At 66.4% G+C, this 20462-nt stretch carries 4 protein-coding genes; all 4 read right to left on the minus strand.

Going from position 1 to position 20462, the window contains the following annotated elements:
- Positions 1-7 precede the first annotated feature (7 nt).
- Positions 8-1192 carry an HlyD family type I secretion periplasmic adaptor subunit gene (locus tag FQ668_RS03505; RefSeq protein ID WP_010952039.1) on the minus strand — a complete coding sequence of 395 codons (1185 nt, stop codon included), beginning with the start codon at positions 1190-1192 and terminating at the stop codon, positions 8-10.
- Complete coding sequence (locus FQ668_RS03510) at positions 1189-3357, minus strand: type I secretion system permease/ATPase (protein ID WP_019436957.1); 2169 nt, start codon at positions 3355-3357, stop codon at positions 1189-1191. Before FQ668_RS03510 ends, FQ668_RS03505 begins: the two co-directional genes overlap by 4 nt.
- Positions 3354-4790, minus strand: coding sequence for a TolC family outer membrane protein (locus FQ668_RS03515; RefSeq protein WP_019436958.1), 1437 nt, complete (start codon positions 4788-4790; stop codon positions 3354-3356). Before FQ668_RS03515 ends, FQ668_RS03510 begins: the two co-directional genes overlap by 4 nt.
- A gap of 63 nt (positions 4791-4853) precedes the next feature.
- Positions 4854-20462, minus strand: a 15609-nt coding sequence (locus FQ668_RS03520) for a BapA/Bap/LapF family large adhesin (RefSeq protein ID WP_144179887.1), incomplete at its 5' end; no start/stop codon positions are given.

The raw sequence follows: 20462 nt of genomic DNA on the forward strand, positions 1-20462 counted from the left end.
GCTTGGATCAGCGTTCACGCAGGGCCTCCTTGGCCCGGTTCAGCGGTTTGATCAGGTAATCAAGGATGGTTTTCTCGCCCGTTCGGATATCCACCGTGGCAATCATCCCTGGCACGATCGCAAAACGCTTGCCGGCCTTGTTCTGCAAGCTGTCCTGTTCGGTGCGGATGAACACGCGGTAGTAGTAGATTTCCGGTTTGACCTCGTCCTGCAGGGTATCCGGCGAGATGCCCACCACCTTGCCGTCCAGCCCGCCATAGACCGAGTAGTCATAGGCACTGATCTTGACCTTGGCCGCCTGGTCGGGGTGAATGAAGGCGATGTCCCGTGGCGCGATGCGGGTTTCGATCAGCAGGCGTTCGTCCATCGGCACGATCTTCATCACCTGGCCACCGGGCTGCACCACGCCACCCAGGGTGTTGACCTCGATGTCCTTCACGATGCCGCGCACCGGCGAGCGCAGGGTCAGGCGGGTGAGCGAGTCGCTGCGCCCGCGGATCACTTCCGACAGGGCGTCCGCTTCGGCGCTGGCCTTGGCCAGTTCTTCCCGGGCGCGCACCAGATAGTCCGAGCGTGCCTCGTTGGCCTTGAGTTCCAGCTCGGAACGCTGGCGGTTCAGGCGGATCACTTCAACCCGGCTGGAGGCACCCATCTTTGCCAGGTTCTCGGTGATCTTCAGCTCGCTGCGCACCAGCTGCAACGAGTCCTGAATACCCGCCAGGGTCTGTTCCAGGCCGCGGCGGCGGGTCTGGTACAACGCGGTTTCGGCATCGATCAGGTCAGGAGAGTCGCGCAGGCTCTCCGGGAAGGTCAGTGGCTTGCCGGTTACCTCTGCTTGCAGGCGGGCCTGACTGGCCCTGGCAGCGCGGTATTTGGCTTCGCTTTCACCAACACTGGAAGCCGTCTTGGTCGGGTCGAGCTGGGCCAGCACCTGGCCGCGCTCGACCAGGTCGCCTTCGGCCACGCTCATCTGCGCGACGATACCGCCCTCGAACGACTGGATGACCTGCTCTCGCGAACTTGGAATGACCTTGCCTGTGCCGGTGGATACCTCGGTCACCTCGAACCAGGCGGCCCAGGCCAGGAACGCCGCCAGCATCAGCGCGCAGAGGGTGATGATGCGGCCGGCGCGGAATACCGCCTGGTCGTCCTGCCCGTCCAGGTAGGAGGCCGGGAGTTCATGGTTGCTCATGCCTGGGCTCCTTGCAGTTTGGCCAGGGCGGCATCGCGCGCGTCATCGATGACGATGCGCCCGGCGTCCAGCACCAGGATGCGGTCGACCCGCTGCAGAACACTCAGTCGATGGGTTGCGATCACCAATGTACGGCCCTGACAGAAGCGCTCCAGGTTATCCAGCAGCTTGCGCTCGGTCATGTCGTCCAGCGACGCGGTCGGTTCGTCCAGCAGCAGCACCTGCGGCTGGCGTACCAGCAGGCGCGACAGCACCAGGGCTTGGCGCTGGCCGCCAGACAAGCCCACGCCCCCTTCGAGGATCAAGTGGTCCATGCCCTTGGGCAGGCGGCGGACGAAGTCCAGTGCGCCAGTGGCGGCCAGCGCGGCCACCAGTTCCTGGTCGCTGGCCTGGCCGGCGCCGAGGGTGAGGTTTTCCCGCAGGGTGCCGTGGAACAGCCTCGCGTACTGCGGCAGCAGGCCGACGTCACGGCGCAGGTCAGCAGGGTCAAGGTGGGCCATGGCGATGCCGTCCAGGCTGATCTCGCCCTGCACCAGGTCCATGGCCCCACCCAGCGCCTGCAGCAATGTTGATTTGCCGGCGCCGTTGCGGCCCAGCACGGCAATGCGCTCGCCCGGCTGGATGTCCAGCCGGCCAATGTTCAGCACTGGCGGGTAGTCTTCGCTGTAGCGGAAGTTGGCCTGGCGCAGGCGGTACTCGCCGTGAATGGCCGGCAGGTGCACGCGGGCTTCGCCTTCGGGGTGGTCGACCGGCGACTGCATCAGCTTGTCCAGGCCTTGCAGCGCGACCTTGGCCTGCTGCCAGCGGGTCAGCACATGGGTCAGCTGGGCCAGCGGCGCCATCATCCGCGATGAAAGCATGGATGCCGCCACCAGGCTACCCGTGGTGAGGTCGCCGGCGATGACCATGGGGGCGCCGATCACGATGACCACGGCAAACACGGCACCCTGCACGTTCTGCGTCCAGGTCACCAGGCCGTTGGTGAGGGTGCGCAGGCGCAGGTTGGTGTGCGCGCAGGCCGCGTTGTACTGGTTCCACTGTCGTTCGAAGCGTGCCTCTGCCTGCAGTGCCTTGATCTCGTCCAGGCCCTGGATACTTTCCACCAGCATGGCGTTGCGCAGTGCCGACTCACGCATCGAGGCATTGGCCAACCGTGCCAGGCGCCGTTGTGCAAGCAACCCGGGTAACACCATGGCCAGCAGCGCGACCAGCGGGATGAACACCAGTACGCCGCCGATCAGCCAGAACACGAACAGGAACAGCAGGAAGAACGGCAGGTCGGCCAGTACCGTGGCGGTGCTGGACGTGATCAGGTCGCGGATCGACTCCAGCTCGCGCAACTGCGAGATGAATGAGCCGGTGGACTTCGGCCGCACCGAGTTGCGCAGGCGCAGGGCATGGCCGTAGACCAGGTCGCTCACCCGCAGGTCGGCGCGCTTGCCGAGCAGGTCGGTCACCTTTAGCCGCAGCAGGCGCATGCTGAAGTCGAACACCAGTGCCAACACCACACCGCCGAACAGGACGTAGAGGGTGGGCAGGGATTCAGCCGGTATCACTCGGTCGTACACCTGCATCGAGAACAGCACGCCGGCAAGCGCCAGCACGTTGGCCACCAGTGACGCGACCATCACCTGCCCATAGGGACGCAGGTCGCGCAGTACGATGCGGGCGAACCAGTGGCGGTCGTAAGGCGCGGTGTAGTCGTCGGTGCGCACATCGCGCAGTGGCCGGGCCGGGCGCAGCAGGGCCACGCGGTTGATACGGCCTTTCAGGGTGTTGCGGGGCAGGCGCGAAGTCAGGCCCTGGTCACCGGCGAACACCACTGCCAGGTCGTCCTCTTCGGTCACCGACTCGACCACCGCCAGCTGCCCATCGTCCAGCTCCAGCACCAGCGGCGTGCGCCATTGCCGCAGGCCCTTGGCATCGAAGTGCACGAAGCGCAATACAAGCCCCGCCTGACGTGCCATGTGGCGGAGGATTTCATTCAACGGGCGGGCATCCTCCGCAGCGGCCAGGCGAATACGCTGGGGTGATACGTCCAGGCGGTAGTGGTGTGCCACCTGCAACATCACCTCAAGCCAGGGGCCAAGGTCTGGCCGGTGGGCGGCGGCCTGCTCCGGCGCGGGCGCCTGGTTGGGCAGGGTCACATCGATCGAATCACTCATGGCTGGATCTCCACACCTTGCAGGTTGCGCCCCTCAAGGCCAAAGGCCGTGCGCAGGGCGCCGGTGTTGTACAGGCAGTCGACATCCAGGCGCAGCAGATCGGAGCGGGTGCCGGCAAGTTCGAAGCGTGACTGGTAGATCTCCTGCTCGGCGTTGAGCAGGTCGAGCAGTGGCCGTGTGCCCAGGTCCAGGTACTGACGCCCGTAGAGCATGCGTGCCTCCTGAATGCTGACCTGGCGGGCTTCCAGCGAGGTCAGCCTGCGGCCCAGCCCGGAGGTTTGCGCCTTGGCCTCGGCCAGGCCCCGACGCGCTTGCAGGCGTGCGGCGTCTTCGGCGGAATCGGCGGCGGTCAGCGCGTGGCCGGCAGCGCGGGTGCGGGCGCTGATGGAGCCCCCTTGGTAGATGGGAACTTCGACGTTCAGGTAGATGCCCGCCTGGGTGCGGTCCAGCCGTGCGTTATCGCGGTTGTAGTCGTCGTCCAGGTAATGATTGACCTGCGGTTGCAACGACAGGGTAGGGTAGGCCTCCGCCTTGGCCTGGGCCAGCTCGGCCTGGCCCTGTGCGCGCTGGGCCAGGGCCATCAGCACGGCGGGCAGGCGGTCATCACCCTGTGCAGGGCGCTTGCAGGCCTGGTCCAGCTCGGTGGGTGAGCCCTCGGCCAGTGCCGGAGGGGTAACGCGGCCCATCAGCGCCGCCAGGGTCGAGCGCCAGCGCTCGTACTGCGACTGGTACTCCTCCAGGGTGGCACGGGCGCTTTCCACGCGGGACTCGGCCTGTACCACGTCGGAACGGGTGCTGGCGCCCATGTCGCTGCGCTGGCGCGCCATCCCGGCAATGTCGCACACGCCGCGAATCTGGTCGCGGGCAATCGTCATCAGTTGCTCGTAGCGGCGGGTTTCGATCCAGGCATAGGCTGTGTCGCGGGCCAGATCGTCGACCACCAGCAGGATATTGGCCTGTGCCCGGGCGGCGGCAGCCTGGGCCGCGTTGACGGCGCTGTCGACCTTGCCGAAGTCATAGAGCATTTGTTTGAGCGACAGGTTCAGGGCCTGGCTATTGCGGTCGCCGCCATAGCCGGTGTCATAACCGGTGCGGATACCGCCGGAAATCTGTGGGTAATACCCCGCACGGGCGACGTTGATGCCTTCGCCCTGCTTGTAAAGGTTGCCGATGGCCTCTGCGATGCTCGGGTGCCATTGCGCTGCCTGCAGCACTGCGTCGGTAAGGCTCAGCCGTTCGCCACTAGCGACCGGGGCCATGCCGATGGGAGGGCGGGCGGGCACCGCTTCGGGCGCATCGCGTAGCAACGACGGCCCGATCTGGCGCAGGTGGGGGTCTATATCATCGGCTGCCTGGGCAACCGGGTGGAAGTTCAGGGCCAGGAGCCCGAAGGCTCCCAGCAACAGCGGTGACAGCGGACTGCTTCGCTTCACATAGTTCCCTTACTGCTGGTCGTCCATGCCGCCGGGCATTCACCCGGCGGGTTTGCAGCGGCCTCAAACCACATGGATACCGTTTTGTACCCACAGGTGATGGCTTGGATCCTCCTGGGCCGTGTACTGGTTATAGTCGATGCCGTCGGCAGTTTGGTTCCCGACCAGCGTCCAGTTGTCCGTCATGTGAACCGAGTCTTTGTCGTCCCCCTTGATGATCAGTGTGTCGGTAGCGGTTTCGGTGATGGCCACCACATCCGCCAGGTTGAGGGTGAGCGCCACCGAACTGGTGTCGTTGAGGTCGAGGATTTCGATGTCGTGTACGCGCCCGGCCAGGTTGCCCAGGTCGATGCTGGCATCACCGCCGCCCCAAAGCAGGGTGTCGGTTCCTGCGCCACCGTCGACGCTGGCGAAGTTCTGGTCGACCACCACCAGCGTGTCGTCACCCGCACCACCCTGCAAGGTGATGTGGCCACCCTGGCTGCCATCGAGCTGGTCGTTACCGTCGGTGCCGGCGATCACATCGGAGGCCGCTGCCTGGCTGGCGAGTGCCTCTGATTCGTCGCCGGTATCGGCCAGTAGCGATGTGGTCGTGGTGAGGCCGGCAGCATCGTCCACGTTGATGGTCAGGGTTGCGGTGTCGGTGGTGCCGTTCGGGTGGCTTAGCTCGTAGGTGAAGGTGTCTTGCTGGCCGACCACCGCCGAGGTGAGCCCCGCGTTGAGGGTGTAGGTGTAGCTGCCGTCGGCATGCACCAGCAACGTGCCGTAGGTGCCGGCCACGCTCACCCCGTTGTAGCCTGGGATGGTGTAGGTATTGGCCGCTGTCAGCACGCTCAGCACGGTCAAGGCCGAACCAATGTTGTCGTCAGTCAGCAGGTTGCCGGTGGCTGCTGTCGCGCCACTGACCACGAACTCGGTCAGGTACGTTGTGGTGGTGTTCAGGCTGGTGGTGATGGAGCTGAGCAAGCCAATGCCGCCGGCGGTGACACGGACTTGGTAGGTACCGGCGCCCTGGTTCTCGAAGGTATACCCGGCGCCACCCCCCAGCACGCTGATCAGCGAACCACCCGGTACCGACTGCACCAGAACGTACTGGCCGGTGGCCGGGTTGAGCTTGAGCAGCTCGATGGTGGTGCCGTTGAGCAGGCTCAACAGGTTGGCGGAGTTGACCACCACCTGCAGGTCGGCCGTGGTGTCGGCGGCAACCGTGGTGGTGTAGGTGGCCTGACGGGTACCGATCAGTGGCAGGTTCAGCGAGCCCAGCGTACTGCTGCTGGTGTCCACGCGGTTGTCCAGGGTGACCTGGCTGCTACCAACGTCGTTGACTGCGTCGACCACCGTGGCCGGTGCACCGTAGTTGCTGTCGCTCCAGATTTCCGTGGCTTGCGGGCTGTCGATGCGCACGTACAGGTTGGCGGTATCGGACAGGCCGTTCGGGTGCACCAACTGGTAGCTGAACACATCTACCTTGCCCACACTGTTCGGGCTGCCGTTGGGCGTGTAGGTGTAGCTGCCGTCCGCACTGATCACCAGGGTGCCGTACTGGCCCTGAACCGTCGTGGCGGTCCCGGCCGAGACGTAGCTGCCGTCTTTCAGCACTTGCAACACGGCGGCGCTGTCCGGGCCACGTGCATCCACCGCGCCATCGGTGCCCACGTCGGTAATGACGTTGCCGGAGGTGGCAATGCCGGTGCCGGTGAATTGGGTCAGGCTGGTGGAGACGATGTCCAGCGTGGTGCTCACTTCGGTGATCAGGCCGATGCCGCCACTGCCCACGGTCAGTCGGTAATCACCGGCTTGCAGCACGCCGATGTCCACCTGCAAGCCGATTGGCAGCACGATCAGGTCGAGCAGGCCTTGGGTGTTGCCGGTGGCGATGGTCACCCAGGCGCCGCTGGCGTCTTTCACCTGCAGGGTGAAGCTGGTGTTGTTGAGCAGTGCCAGCACGCTGTTGGTGGTCAGTGTGAGGGTAGGGTCGGCCGTGGTGCCTGCTGCCACCGTCCAGGTGTAGGTCTTGGAGAACCCCGACAGCAGCGTGGTGAAGCTGTCGGTGTAGGTCTCCGTGGCGCTGACCGCTGCCAGGTTGACCGTGGCCGTGGCCAGGTTGTCGCTGGCGATGACCGGTGCGTTGGCATCGACATCCGGTGCCGTGACGTTGACGTTACCCGACACGTTGCCGCGCGGGTCGCTGAGGGTCACAGACAGGATCTGGCCGTTGTCCTGAGGCGGGCTCAGGGTCACGGTGAAGGTGCCGTCCGCCTGCACCGTTGCGGTTTGCAGCACGGTACCGCCGGCGCTGCGTACGGTTACGGTGGCACCCACTTCTCCCGTACCGGTGAGGGTACTGCCGTCGGCACTGAACAGTAGGTTGCCGGCAGCCGCAGGCGGGGTCAGGTCCGGTGCGGTCAGCGCAGTGCCTGTGGACACGTTACCGGCGCTGTCGGTGAGGGTGACGCTGAGCGCCTGGTTGTCGATCTGCGCCGCAGTCAGGCTGACCACGAACAGGCCGTTGCTACCCACCGTTGCGGTACCCAGTACGGTACCGGCGCTGTTGCGCACGGTGACCGTGCTGCCGATCTGGCCAGAACCACTGACCGAGGTGCCGTTGGCGTTGATGGTGGCCAGCGGGGCGGCTGGCGGGGTGGTGTCCGGCGCAGTCAGGCTGGTGCTGGCGGACAAGTTGCCGGCAGCATCGGCCTGGCGTACCACCAGCAGTTGCCCGTCGTTCTGTGGCGAGGTCAAGGTAATGCTGAAGGTGCCGTTGGCTTGCACCACACCCGTACCGACCTGGCCGTTCGGGCCTTGGACGGTAATGGTAGCGCCCGCTTCACCGCTACCGGTAAGCACGGTGCCCGAGCCATCGATGGCGACGTTGGTGGGGGCTGCAGGTGGCTGCAGGTCTGCGGCAGTGTAGCTCGTGCTGCCGGACACATTGCCTGCAGCGTCAGCCTGGCTCACGCCCAGGACCTGGCCGTTGAGCTGCGCGGCGTTCAGGTTGACGGTGAACACGCCACCGCCATTCACCACCGCCGTGCCGAGCACATTGTCGCTGGCATCACGCACTGTCACCGTTGCACCGGCTTCACCCGTGCCGCTCAGCACCAGGCCATTGACAGAGAGGCTGGTCACCACCGGGTTGGCCGGTGGCGTGATGTCAGCCGCTTGCAGGAAGGTCGGCTGCGATTCGCCGCCGACCAGTGCCACCGCTGTCACCGAAATGTGCTCGCCGTTGAGCTGGGCTGCGTCCAGTGTCAGAGTGAAGGTGCCGCTCAGGTTTGTGCTGCCTGTACCGATCAGGTTGCCTGCGGCATCGTACACGCGAATGTCCACACCGCTTGGTGCACTGCCTGTCAGGGTCAGGCCGTCGCTGCCCAAGGTCACGTCGGTTGGCGGCACGGGTGGTGCGATCAACGGTGTGAGGTAGGTCGCGACCGCAGACGTATTGATGCCGTCGGACTGTGTCACTTCCAGGGTGGCGAGCGAGCCCACCGCTGGCACCAGTGTTATCTGGAAGTTGCCAGCGCCATCCACCACGCCGGTACCGATCACGTCTCCGTCGAAGCTGACGGTGACCGTGGCATTGGCTTCGCCCTTGCCGGTCAGCACGTTGAAGGTGTTGTTGATCGCCAGGTTGGTCACCAGGTCGGGTGGCGAGGTGTCGTTGGTCTGGTAAGGGACAGCCACCGAAGCGTTGCCAGCATCATCGGTGGACACCACCGTCAGCAACTGGCCGTTGTTCTGTGCCGGGCTGATCGGCACAGTGAACTGGCCGTTCGCATCCACTTCCACCGTGCCCACGATGTTGTTGTCCGGGCCGCGTACCGTGATGGTGCTGCCGGCTTCGGCCGTCCCCGTCATCGACGTACCGGCTGCGTTGAGCAGCAGGTCGGTCGGCTGCACCGGTGGCGTCAGGTCTGGCGCAGTCACTGCCAGCGGTACCGACGGGTTGCCAGTGGCGTCCTGGGCGATGATGGTCAGCGTTTCGCCGTTGATTTGCGGGAGGTTCAGGTCAAGGACGAAGGTGCCGTCCGGTTCCACCGTTACCTGGCCCAGCAGGTCGCCATTGTTGTTGACCACAGTGACGCGGGTGCCGGCTTCGGCAGAACCGGTCACCTGAGTACCGCTGTCGTTGATGGTGGCGACCACGGTGGCCGGTGGTGTGGTGTCCACGGCCGTGACCGAACTGATTGGCGAGATGTTGCCGGTTGCATCGGTCAGGGTAACCTGCAGCACCTGGCCATCGAGCTGTGCTGCATCCAGCTCGACGATGAACGTCCCGTTGGCGCCTACTGTGCCGGTACCGACCTGCGTGGTACCGACGTACACGCGCACGGTGGCGCCCACTTCGCCGACACCGCCCAGCTCGTCACCTGCCGCATTGAGCCGCAGCTCGGTTGCTGCCGCTGGCGGCGTGAGGTCCGGCGCTTGCACGTTCACCGGCAGGCTGACGTTGCCGGGTGGATCGGCCTGCAGTACCGACAGTGTCTGGTTGTTGATTTGTGCGGGTGACAGTTCGACGCTGAAGCTGCCATCAGCCAGTACGATACCCGTGCCCAGTACGGTACCGGCCGCGTTACTGACGATTACTGTGGCGCCGGCCTCGCCCAGGCCGCTGACCACGCTGCCGTCGGCGTTGATCACCACTTGGGTGAGTGGGTCGGGCGGGGTGAAGTCCGGGGTTTGCAGGGTTGCCACTGCCGACACGTTGCCGGCCGCATCGGCCTGGGTGAAGCTGAGTAGCTCGGCGTTGCCCAGCGCCGGGTTCAGCGTGATGGTGAAGTGGCCACTGGCATCGACCGTGGCGCTGCCGATTTCCTCGCCTGCCGGGTTGGTCACGGTCACTAGCGCGCCCACTTCGCCGCGGCCGGTGAGGGTGACACCATCACCGGAAACGGCCAGTTCGCCGGGTGCCGATGGCGGTGTGGTATCGGGTGCGGTGATGGCGCTGGCGGCAGACTGGTTGCCAGCCGCATCGGCCAGTACCACTTGCACCTGTTGGCCGTTGGCCTGCGGCGATGCGAGGTTGACCTGGAAGGTACCGTCGGCGCGCACCGTTGCACTGCCCAGCACCGAACCATCGGCGGCGAGCACACGTACGGCGGCACCCGCTTCGCCGGTACCGTTCAGCAAGCTGCCACCCCCGGCGAAGGCCAGGTTGCCGGCAGCATCCGGCGCGACGCGGTCAGGGGCTGTCAGGCTGACGCTGTTGGACTCGTTGCCGGCCACATCGGACTGGCTGGCGCTGAGCTGTTCGCCGTTGATTTGAGCGACGCTCAGGTCGACGTTGAAGTCGCCATTGGCATCGACCACGGCAGTGCCCAGTTCGATACCGCCTTCGCCAAGCACGGTAACGGTGGCACCTGCTTCACCGCGGCCACTGAGTACCAGGCCGTCGTTGGACAACACCAGGTTGGTCAGTGGTTGCGGTGCCGTGGTGTCCGGTGCCTGTAGGGTAGCGGGCAGCGATACGGTGCCATCGGGGCCCGTTGCGCTGACCTGCAACACTTCGCCATTGGCCTGTGCACTGCCGAGATTGACAGTGAACGTGCCGTCGTTGGTGACCGGGCTGCTGCCCAGCAATACGCCGTTGGGGCCGTACACCTTGATTGTGCTGCCCGCCTCGGCGGTGCCGCTCACCGACAGGCCGTCGGCGGCCAGTATCAGGTTGTCCGGCGTGGCCGGTGCCAGCACGCCCGGCGCCGTCACGTTTTGCGCAGGGGAGACATTCTGTGCGGCATCGGCCTGGACCACGCTCAGGCTTTCACCCGTGATCGCTGCCGGCGACAGGGATACGCTGAAGTGACCGTCGGCGGCCACTGTAGCGTTGCCCAGCACGGTACCGTCCGGTGCTCGTACGGTCACGGTTGCGCCTGCTTCGCCATCGCCTGTCAGGGTGGCGCCATTGGCGGAGACAGCCAGGTTGGTCACGGCGGCCGGCGGCGTGGTGTCGGCTGCGGTGTAAGGTGCGGCCGGCGACACGTTGCCGGCTGCGTCGGTGGCGGTCACCTGCAGCGTCTGGCCATTGGTCTGGGCACTGTTCAAGGTGACCTGGAAGGAGCCGTTGCTGCCGGCTACCGCTGTGCCCAGCACGTTGCCGCTGGCATCGCGCACGGTCACGGTGCTGCCGGCTTCGGCGTTACCGGTCAGTTGCAGCCCGGTACCGGACAGCACGAGTGCTGTCGGTGCCGCAGGCGGGGTGAAGTCCGGCGCGGTGACCGCCACGGCGGTGGAGGTGTTGTTGCCCGCGTCGGTCTGCGTAACGCTCAGGAGCTGGGCGTTGAGCTGGGCGCTGTTCAGGGTGAGGGTAAAGCTGCCATTGGCCGCCACCAGGCCGGTGCCGATGATGGTCCCGTCCGGGCCGTGAACGGTGACCGTGGCACCGGCTTCGCCCAGGCCGGTCAGGGTCAGGCCGTTGTTGTTCAGCACCACGTTGGTCAGCGGTGCGGGTGGGGTCAGGTCCGGGGTTGTCACATTGATTGCCGGCGAGGTGTTGCTGGCGGCATCCACTTGCGTCACGCCGATGACCTGGCCGTTGGCTTGCGGCGTGTCGAAGGTCACCGTGAAGCGACCGTCGGCGCCCACCGTGGCGGTGCCGAGCAAGGCACCGGCGGCGTTGCGTACCTGTACCGTGGCGCCCGCTTCACCGCTGCCGGAAAGCTGCCGGCCGTCCTGGCTCAACACCGGATTACTGATGGCCGCTGGCGGCGTGTGGTCTGGCGTGGCCAGGCTGGCCGGGCCGGACACATTGCCTGCGGCATCACTGAGGGTGACCTGTAGCGGGCTACCGGTCACCTGCGCGCTGGGCAGGGTGATCTGGAACTGGCCGCTCTGGTTGACGGTGCCGGTGGCCAGGATGGCGCCGCTGGCGTCGCGCACGGTGACGCTGGCACCGGCTTCGCCCTGGCCGCTGAGCACGGTGGCTGCGCTGTTGAGGCTGAGGTTGCTGGCCGCCAGCGGTGCCTGCAGGTCAGGCGCTTGCAGGGTGGCCGCGAGCGAAACATTACCTGCAGCATCAGCCTGGGTGACGATCAGGTTTTGCCCATTGGCCACGGCCGGCGAGAAGCTGACGCTGAACAGGCCATTGCTGTCGACGGTTGCAGTCCCCAGCAAGGTGCCCTGTACGTCTGTCACGCGCACGGTTGCGCCCGCCTCGCCTTGGCCGGTCAGCGTACTGCCGGTGGCGTTGAGGTTTACCTGAGTCGGCGCGTCCGGTGCCGTGGTGTCATTGGCCACGATAATGGCTGGCACCGAAGGCTGGCCGTCGACGGTAGCCTTGGCACTGACCTGCAAGACCTGGGCGTTGAGCTGGGCGTTCTGGAAGAACACACGGAAGGTGCCGTCGCTGCCGACCGTGGCGCTGCCCAGCGTGGTGCCACCGGAGGTTACGGTAATCAGCGAGCCGACCGTACCCTGGCCGGTCAGCAGGAAACCATCGGCGCTGATGGCAAGGGCCGAAGGCGTGGCCACTTCGGTACCGGTCGGGCCAGCCACTGGTATTTCAGGCGATTCGTTGCCGGCAGGGTCGATCACCACCACATCGACGGTTTCGCCTGATGCCAGCGGTGGGTCGACCGGTATCACGAAGGTGCCGTCCGGCCCTGCGGTTACCGTGCCGCGCACGGTGTCATCCGGGTTGCGGACTTCCACTGTGCTGCCAGGCTCGGCTGTGCCGCCGACCGAGCTGCCGTCCGGGCTTACGGTAAGCCCGGTCGCCGGTTCTGGGATGGTCGTGTCCGGAGCGGTGACAGAGACCGGCGCCGAGTCGTTGCCGGCTGCGTCGGTCACTACCACGGTTACGGTCTGGCCGTTGTTCTGCGGTGTATCCAGCGGCACGCTGAAACTGCCATCCGGGTTGACCGCAACGGTGATCACATTGCCGGCCCCATCGCTCACGGTCACCGAACTGGCGCCAGGTGCGTTACCGGTCACAGCCGTGCCATCGCTGCTGACTGCAACGTCGGTGGGCAGTGCCGGTGGCGTGATGTCAGGCGCAAGGATCTGGCTGGGCTGCGAAATGTTGCCGGCCGCATCGGTCAGCGTCACATCCAGGGCCTGGCCGTCCAACTGGGCGGGCGATAGTGGGACCGTGAAGTTGCCGCCTGCTGGCACGACGACGGTGCCTACCAACGTGCCGTCGGCAAGCTTCACTTCCACCGTGGAGCCAGCTTCACCGGTACCCTGGATGGCACTGCCGCCCGGGGTGATCGTGAGGCCGGCAGGCGCAGCTGGCGCGGTGCTGTCGTCAGCGGTGAACGTGGCCGACGGCGAGGCATTGCCGCCGCCATCGATCAGCACCACCGACAGCACTTCACCGTTGGTCTGGGCCGGGGAGAGTGCCACTTCGAACGTCCCGTCTGCATTCACCGGGCTGGTGCCTAGCAGGTTGCCCGCAGCATCGCGTACCTCTACGGTGCTGCCTGCCTCGCCCTGCCCGCTGAGCAGTGTGCCGGCAGGATCAAGGCCCAGCCCTTGCGCCGGCAGCGGTGCCTCGAAGTCAGGTGCGATCACAGTGCCAGCGGGCGAGCCGTTGCCGCTATTGTCCGCCTGAGTGACAGACAGCGTCTGGCCATTGAGCTGTGGCGGGTCGATGGCCACCTGGAAGGTGCCATCGGGCTGGACCGTTGCGGTGCCCAGTACTGTGCCGCCAGTGCCGGTCACGGTCACCTGCGCACCCGGCTCACCGCTGCCGCTCAGGCTGCTGCCGTCGCCGGCCAGGACCAGCCCGGTGGGGCTATCGGGTGCCTGGGTATCCGGTGCCGACAAATCGACCGCCGCCGACAGGTTGCCGGCAGCGTCGCGTTGCTCCACGGTCAGTGCCTGGCCGTTGGTTTGCGGCTCGTCGAGGGTAATTTCGAAAGCGCCACCCGCGCCGACCACGGTGCTGCCCAGCACGCTGCCATCCGGCCCGCGCACGGTTACGGTGGCGCCCGGTTCGCCGTTGCCGGTGATCGTGGTACCGGTGCCGTCGATGGCCGGGTTGGTGACCACTTGCGGCGGGGTAGAGTCGGGGGCAGTGAAGTCCACGGGCCCTGCGCTGTTGCCCAGGTTGTCGGTCGCTTCGACGGTCAGGCTTTCGCCATTGCGCTGTGGCGCGTTGAGGGTGACGTCGAAACGGCCGTCGCCGCCCACGGTGGCAGTGCCCAGCACAGTGCCGTCGGCGTCACGCACGGTGACGATGGAGCCGCTTTGACCCTGGCCGGTAAGGTGGATGCCAGCGGTATCGATGGCCAGCCCGGAGGGTTGCAGCGGGCCGTCGGTATCTGGCGCCACGATGGTGGCGGTCGAGGTGTTGCCTGCGGGGTCGCGCAGGACCACGTCCAGTTCCTGGCCGTCGGTCTGCGCTGGGTTCAGGACCACGCTGATCACACCGTCGGCACCGACCTGGGCGTTGCCCAGCACAGTCCCGCCGGCGCTGATGACCTGCACGGTGGTGCCCGGTTCGCCGCGACCGGTGAGCAGGCTGCCATCGGCACTCAGTTGCAGTTCGCTGGCTTCATTGGGCGGGGTGATATCGGGGGCGGTGATCTGGGTAGGCAGCGAACTGTTGCCAGCGCCGTCAACCGCCACGACATCCAGGGTCTCGCCGTTGGCCTGGGCCGGGGTCAGGCCGACGGTGAAGCTGCCATCCGGACCGGCCTGGGCGCTGCCCAGGACATTGCCCTGTGCGTCACGCACTTCCACCTGCGTATCTGCCGGTGCGGTACCGGAAACGCTGGATCCGTCACCGGCCACCACCACGCCGCTCGGGCTTTCGGGCAGCGGTGTATCGGCAACGGTCACGCTGACCCCTGCCGAGGTATTGCCGGCGGCATCGGTCTGCACCAGCACGAGGTTCTCACCTGCGGCCAGCGGTGCCTCCAGGTCAATCACGAAGGTGCCATTTGGCGCCACGGTGCCAGTACCGATGACTGCACCCTGGGCATCACGCACTTCCACTGTGGCACCGGGCTCGCCACGGCCAGACACGGCCAGGCTGCCATCGCTTGCCACCACGTCGGCGACGATCGCTGGCGCGGTGATGTCCGGGGCCACGTAGCTCAGCGGCACCGAAGTGTTACCTGCCGCATCGGTCACGGTGATGGACAAGGTTTCGCCATTGGCCTGTGGCGGGTCGAGGGTCAGGCTGAAACTGCCATCCGGCTCGGCAATGGCGCTGCCGATCAGGTTGCCTGAGGCATCTTTGACCTCTACTCGTGCGCCCCCTTCTGCAGTACCGGCCAGGCTGTCGCCATTGCTCAGCACCAGGTCGGTTGGTTGCAGCGGTGCTACCTGGTCGGGCGCCGTCAGCGGGCTGGGTGTAGAGACGTTGCCGGCGGCATCGGTCAGGGTCACTTGCAGGGACGAGCCATCCACCACCGGAGTTGGCAGTTGCACATTGAAGCTGCCATCGGGCTGAACGGTGCCGCTCACCAGCACTTGCCCCTGATCGTTGCGCACCTCCACGGTGGCACCCGCTTCGCCGCGCCCGGAGACTGTGCGGCCATCGTTACTGATGGCCAGCTCGGTAGCGGGTTCCGGCGGTGTGGTGTCACCCCCATTGTCCACGATCGGTGCGGTGACGCTGCCGGCCGTGGAGGTGTTGCCTGCGACATCGGTGGCCGTCACCTGCAACTGCTCGCCTGCCACTTGTGGCGGGGTGAGGCCGATGCTGAAGGCGCCGCTGGCCCCCACCACGACACTGCCCAGTACAGTGGTGCCGTCGGCGGCCAGCACGCGGACGGTGCTGCCTGCTTCGGCGCGGCCGCTGACAACGGTACCGTCGCCACTGATTGCCAGATCGCTTGGCGCCGCAGGCGCGGTGATGTCTGGTGCGGCGACCTGCACCGGCAACGACGAGGTGCCGTTGTTGTCGATCGCCACAACGTCCAGCAACTCGCCATTGGCCTGGGCCGGTGTAAGCACCACGGTGAAGGTGCCCTCGGCACCCACCACGATGCTACCGACCAGCGTGCCGTTGGCATCATGCACTTCCACGCGGCTACCAGCAGGAGCAGAACCGCTGATGCTGCTGCCATCGGCGGCGACGACCAGTTCGCTCGGGCTGGTCGGGGTGACCACCAGTGGCACGTCGTAGGTCAGCACTTCAGAGGCGTTGCCGCTCTGGTCGGTCTGTACCAGGCTCAGGCGTTCACCCGGCAGTGCAGCCGGATCGAGGTCTATCAGGAAAGTACCGTTCGCGGTCACTGTGCCGGTGCCGATCAGCGTGCCATTGGCATCGCGCACCTCGACGGTAGCACCGGCTTCGCCGCGACCGCCCAAGGTCAGGCCGTCGGCGCCGACGACAATGTTGCTGACTACGGCAGGCACGGTGATGTCCGGAGCCTCGAACTGCAGGGGTGAAGAGACATTGCCGGCGGCATCGATCAGACGGATGTCGAGGATTTCGCCATTGGCCTGGGCCGGCGACAGGGTGATGCTGAAACTGCCGGTTTCAGTGACCAGGCCAGTGCCGAGCAAGTTGCCCAAGGCATCGCGTACCTGCACGGTCGCGCCTGGCTCGCCGTTGCCGCTCAGGGTCACGCCGTCGGCCAAGGCTACACCGGTCGGTTGAGCCGGGGCCTGCAAGTCCGGGGTAACCACCGACGCCGGGGCAGAAGCATTGCCGCTGGCATCGGTCAGCACCACTTGCAGGTTACTGCCATCTTTCACCGGTGGGTCGAGGGTGATCTGGAAGGTGCCGTCCGGGTTGACCGAGCCGTTGGCCAGTACATTGCCCTGGGCATCGCGCACCTGCACGCTGGCCCCGGCTTCGCCGCGGCCATTGAGCTGGGCGCCGGCCAGGCCGACTACCAGGTTGGTTGCGGCATCCGGCGGTGTGGTGTCGCCACCGTCGATGTCCGGCGCGGTGATGTCGCCGGCCGTGGAGATGTTGCCAGCGGCGTCGGTGGCGGTGACTTGCAGTTCCTCGCCGTTTACCTGTGGCGGGTCGAGGGTGATGCTGAAACTGCCAGTGGCGTCGACCACCACACTACCCAGCACGGTGGTGCCATCGGCGGCCACCACACGCACGGTGCTGCCCACTTCGGCGCGGCCGGTGACCTCGCTGCCGTTGGCACTGATCGCCAGCTCGCCTGGGGTGACCGGTGGGGTGATATCCGGTGCGGTGACCTGCGCGGGTAGCGAAGTAGCACCGCTGCCGTCGATAGCCACCACGTCCAGCAGTTCGCCATTGGCCTGGGCCGGGTTGAGGATGACGGTGAAGGTGCCATCGGCACCTACCACCACACTGCCGACCAGTGTGCCGTTGGCATCGTGTACTTCCACACGGCTGCCCGTCGGGGCTGTACCGGTGATGCTGGCGCCGTTCGCAGCCACCACCAGGTCGCTGGGGCTGGCGGGCGCGGAGGTTACCGGAACTTCATATTGCAGGACCTCGGAGGCGTTGCCGCTCGCATCGGTTTGCACCAGGCTCAACTCAGCACCCGGTTGGGCAGCCGGGTCCAGGTCGACCACGAAGGTGCCGTTGGCGCCGACGGTGCCGGTACCGATGACAATGCCGTTGGCATCACGTACCTGTACGGTAGCACCCGCTTCGCCACGGCCACTGAGCACTAGGCCATCGGCGCCGACCACGATGTTGCTGACAGTAGCTGGCGGCGTGATGTCCGGTGCAGTGAACGCTAGCGGCGTCGAACTGTTGCCGGCGGTGTCCACCACGCGAATGTCCAGGGCCTCACCATTGGCCTGGGCGGGGAACAGCGTGACGCTGAAGGTGCCGTCTTCGTTGACCAGCCCAGTGCCGATCAGGCTGCCGGTGGCATTACGCACTTGTACGGTGGCACCGGGCTCGCCGCGGCCGGTGAAGGTCACACCATCGACCAAGGCCAGCTCGGTTGGCTGCGCTGGGGCCAGCAGGTCTGGCGCGGCGACCGAACCGGGTTGCGAGACATTACCGGCAGCGTCGGTCAGGGTTACTTGCAGGGTACTGCCATCGGTGATGGCCGGGTTCAACGTGATGGCGAAGGTGCCATCCGGATTGACCGTGCCCGTGGCAACTACGGTGCCTGCGCCATCGCGCACCTGAAGGCCGGCACCGGCTTCACCGCGACCGGTCAGCTGGCTGCCGGCAGGGTTGATCACCAGATTGGTCGGGGCCTCCGGTGGCGTTGTGTCGCCGCCGTCGATGTCCGGCGCGGTAAGGTTATTGGCGGTGGAGGCGTTGCCTGCCGCATCGGTGGCCGTCACTTGCAGCACTTCGCCGTCTACCTGTGGCGGGTCGAGGGTGATGCTGAAGCTGCCGGTAGCGCCAACTACCACGCTACCCAGCACAGTGGTGCCGTCGGCGGCCAGCACGCGTACGGTGCTGCCCGGTTCGGCGCGGCCGGTGACCACGCTGCCGTCGGCATTGATCACCAGTTCGCTCGGTGCGGCAGGGGCGGTGATGTCGGGCGCGGTGATCTGTGCGGGCAGCGAGGAAACGCCGCCGTCATCGATGGCGACCACGTCCAGCAGTTCGCCGTTGGCCTGGGCCGGGTCGAGGGTGACGGTGAAGCTGCCGTCGGGGCCAGCCACCACAGTGCCAATCAGTGTGCCGTTGGCGTCATGCACTTCCACACGGGTGCCTGCAGGTGCGGTACCGCTGATGCTGCTGCCGTCTTCGGCGAACACCAGGTCGCTGGGGCTGGCAGGCGCAGTGGTGACCGGGACNGCGGTACCGCTGATGCTGCTGCCGTCTTCGGCGAACACCAGGTCGCTGGGGCTGGCAGGCGCAGTGGTGACCGGGACTTCGAATTGCAGTGCCGAGGAAGCGTTGCCGCTTGGGTCGGTCTGTACCAGGCTCAATTGCTCGCCCGGCTGTGCGGCTGGGGCGAGGTCGATCAGGAAGGTGCCGTTGGCACCGACCACACCTGTGCCGATCACGGTGCCACTGGCATCGCGCACTTCGACAGTGGCACCCGGTTCGCCGCGACCGCTCAGGGCCAGGCCGTCAGCGCCAACTGTAATATTGGTTACTGCCTCAGGTGGGGTGATGTCCGGTGCATCGAATTGCAATGGGGCAGAGCTGTTACCGGCGGCATCCACCAGACGCACATCGAGTGCTTCACCATTGGCCTGGGCAGGCGACAGGGTGAGGCTGAACAGGCCATCGGCACCGACGACACCGGTGCCGATCAGGTTGGCGGCAGCATCGCGCACCTGCACGGTAGCACCGGGCTCGCCGCGGCCGGTGAAGGTGACGCCATCGGCCANCAGGTTGGCGGCAGCATCGCGCACCTGCACGGTAGCACCGGGCTCGCCGCGGCCGGTGAAGGTGACGCCATCGGCCAGGGCCAAGTCAGTCGGTTGTGCGGGCGGCAGCAAGTCGGCCGAAGTGACCGAGCCCGGCTGGGATACGTTGCCGGCGGCATCGGCGAGGGTGACCTGCAAGGTGCTGCCGTCATTCACGGCAGGGTCCAGGGCGATGACGAAGGTGCCATCTGCAGCGACGGTGCCGGTCGCGAGGATGTTGCCGGCCGCGTCACGCACCTGCACGGTGGTGCCCACTTCGCCACGACCACTGAGTTGGCTGCCGGCAAGGCCGATCACCAGATTGGTCGGTGCTTCAGGCGGGGTGGTATCGCCGCCATCGATGTCCGGGGCGGTGACCGAGCTGGTTGGCGATGTGTTGCCAGCGGCATCGGTCGCGGTGGCCTGTAGCACTTCGCCGTCAACTTGTGGCGGGTCGAGGGTGATGCTGAAGCTGCCGGTAGCGCCAACTACCACGCTACCCAGCACAGTGGTGCCGTCGGCGGCCAGCACGCGTACGGTGCTGCCCGGTTCGGCGCGGCCGGTGACCACGCTGCCGTCGGCATTGATCACCAGCTCGGTCGGTGCGGCAGGGGCGGTGATGTCGGGCGCGGTGATCTGTGCGGGCAGCGAGGAAACGCCGCCGTCATCGATGGCGACCACGTCCAGCAGTTCGCCGTTGGCCTGAGGCGGGTCGAGGGTGACGGTGAAGCTGCCGTCGGGGCCTGCCACCACACTGCCAATCAGCGTGCCGTTGGCGTCATGCACTTCAACACGACTGCCAGCCGGCGCGGTACCGGTGAGGGTGGTGCCATCAGGATCGATGGCCAGATTGCTCGGGCTGTCGGGCGCGGTGGTCAATGGTACGTCGTACTCGGTAGCCACCGAAGCATTACCGCTTGGGTCGGTCTGCACCAGGCTCAACTGCTCGCCTGGCTGAGCGGCCGGGGCGAGATCGATCAGGAAGGTGCCGTTGGCACCGACCACACCCGTGCCGATCACGGTGCCACTGGCATCGCGCACTTCGACAGTGGCACCTGGCTCGCCGCGACCGCTCAGGGCTGTGCCACCTGGGCCGACCAGGATGTCGGTGACCGCATCGGGCGGTGTGATATCCGGGGCTGTGAACTCCCGCGGTATCGAACTGTTGCCGGCGGCATCCACCAGACGCACATCGAGTGCTTCACCATTGGCCTGGGCAGGCGACAGGGTGAGGCTGAACAGGCCGTCGGCCCCTACGACACCAGTACCGATGACAGTACCGCCGGCATCGCGCACCTGCACGGTAGCGCCGGGCTCGCCGCGACCGGTGAAGGTGACGCCATCGGCCAGGGCCAAGTCAGTCGGTTGCGTTGGCGGCAGCAAGTCGGCCGAGGTGACCGAGCCCGGTTGCGATACGTTGCCGGCGGCGTCGGTGAGGGTGACTTGCAAGGTGCTGCCGTCGTT

Origin of the sequence: Pseudomonas sp. Kh14 (assembly GCF_900291005.1) — a bacterium.
Taxonomy (GTDB): Bacteria; Pseudomonadota; Gammaproteobacteria; order Pseudomonadales; family Pseudomonadaceae; genus Aquipseudomonas; species Aquipseudomonas alloputida.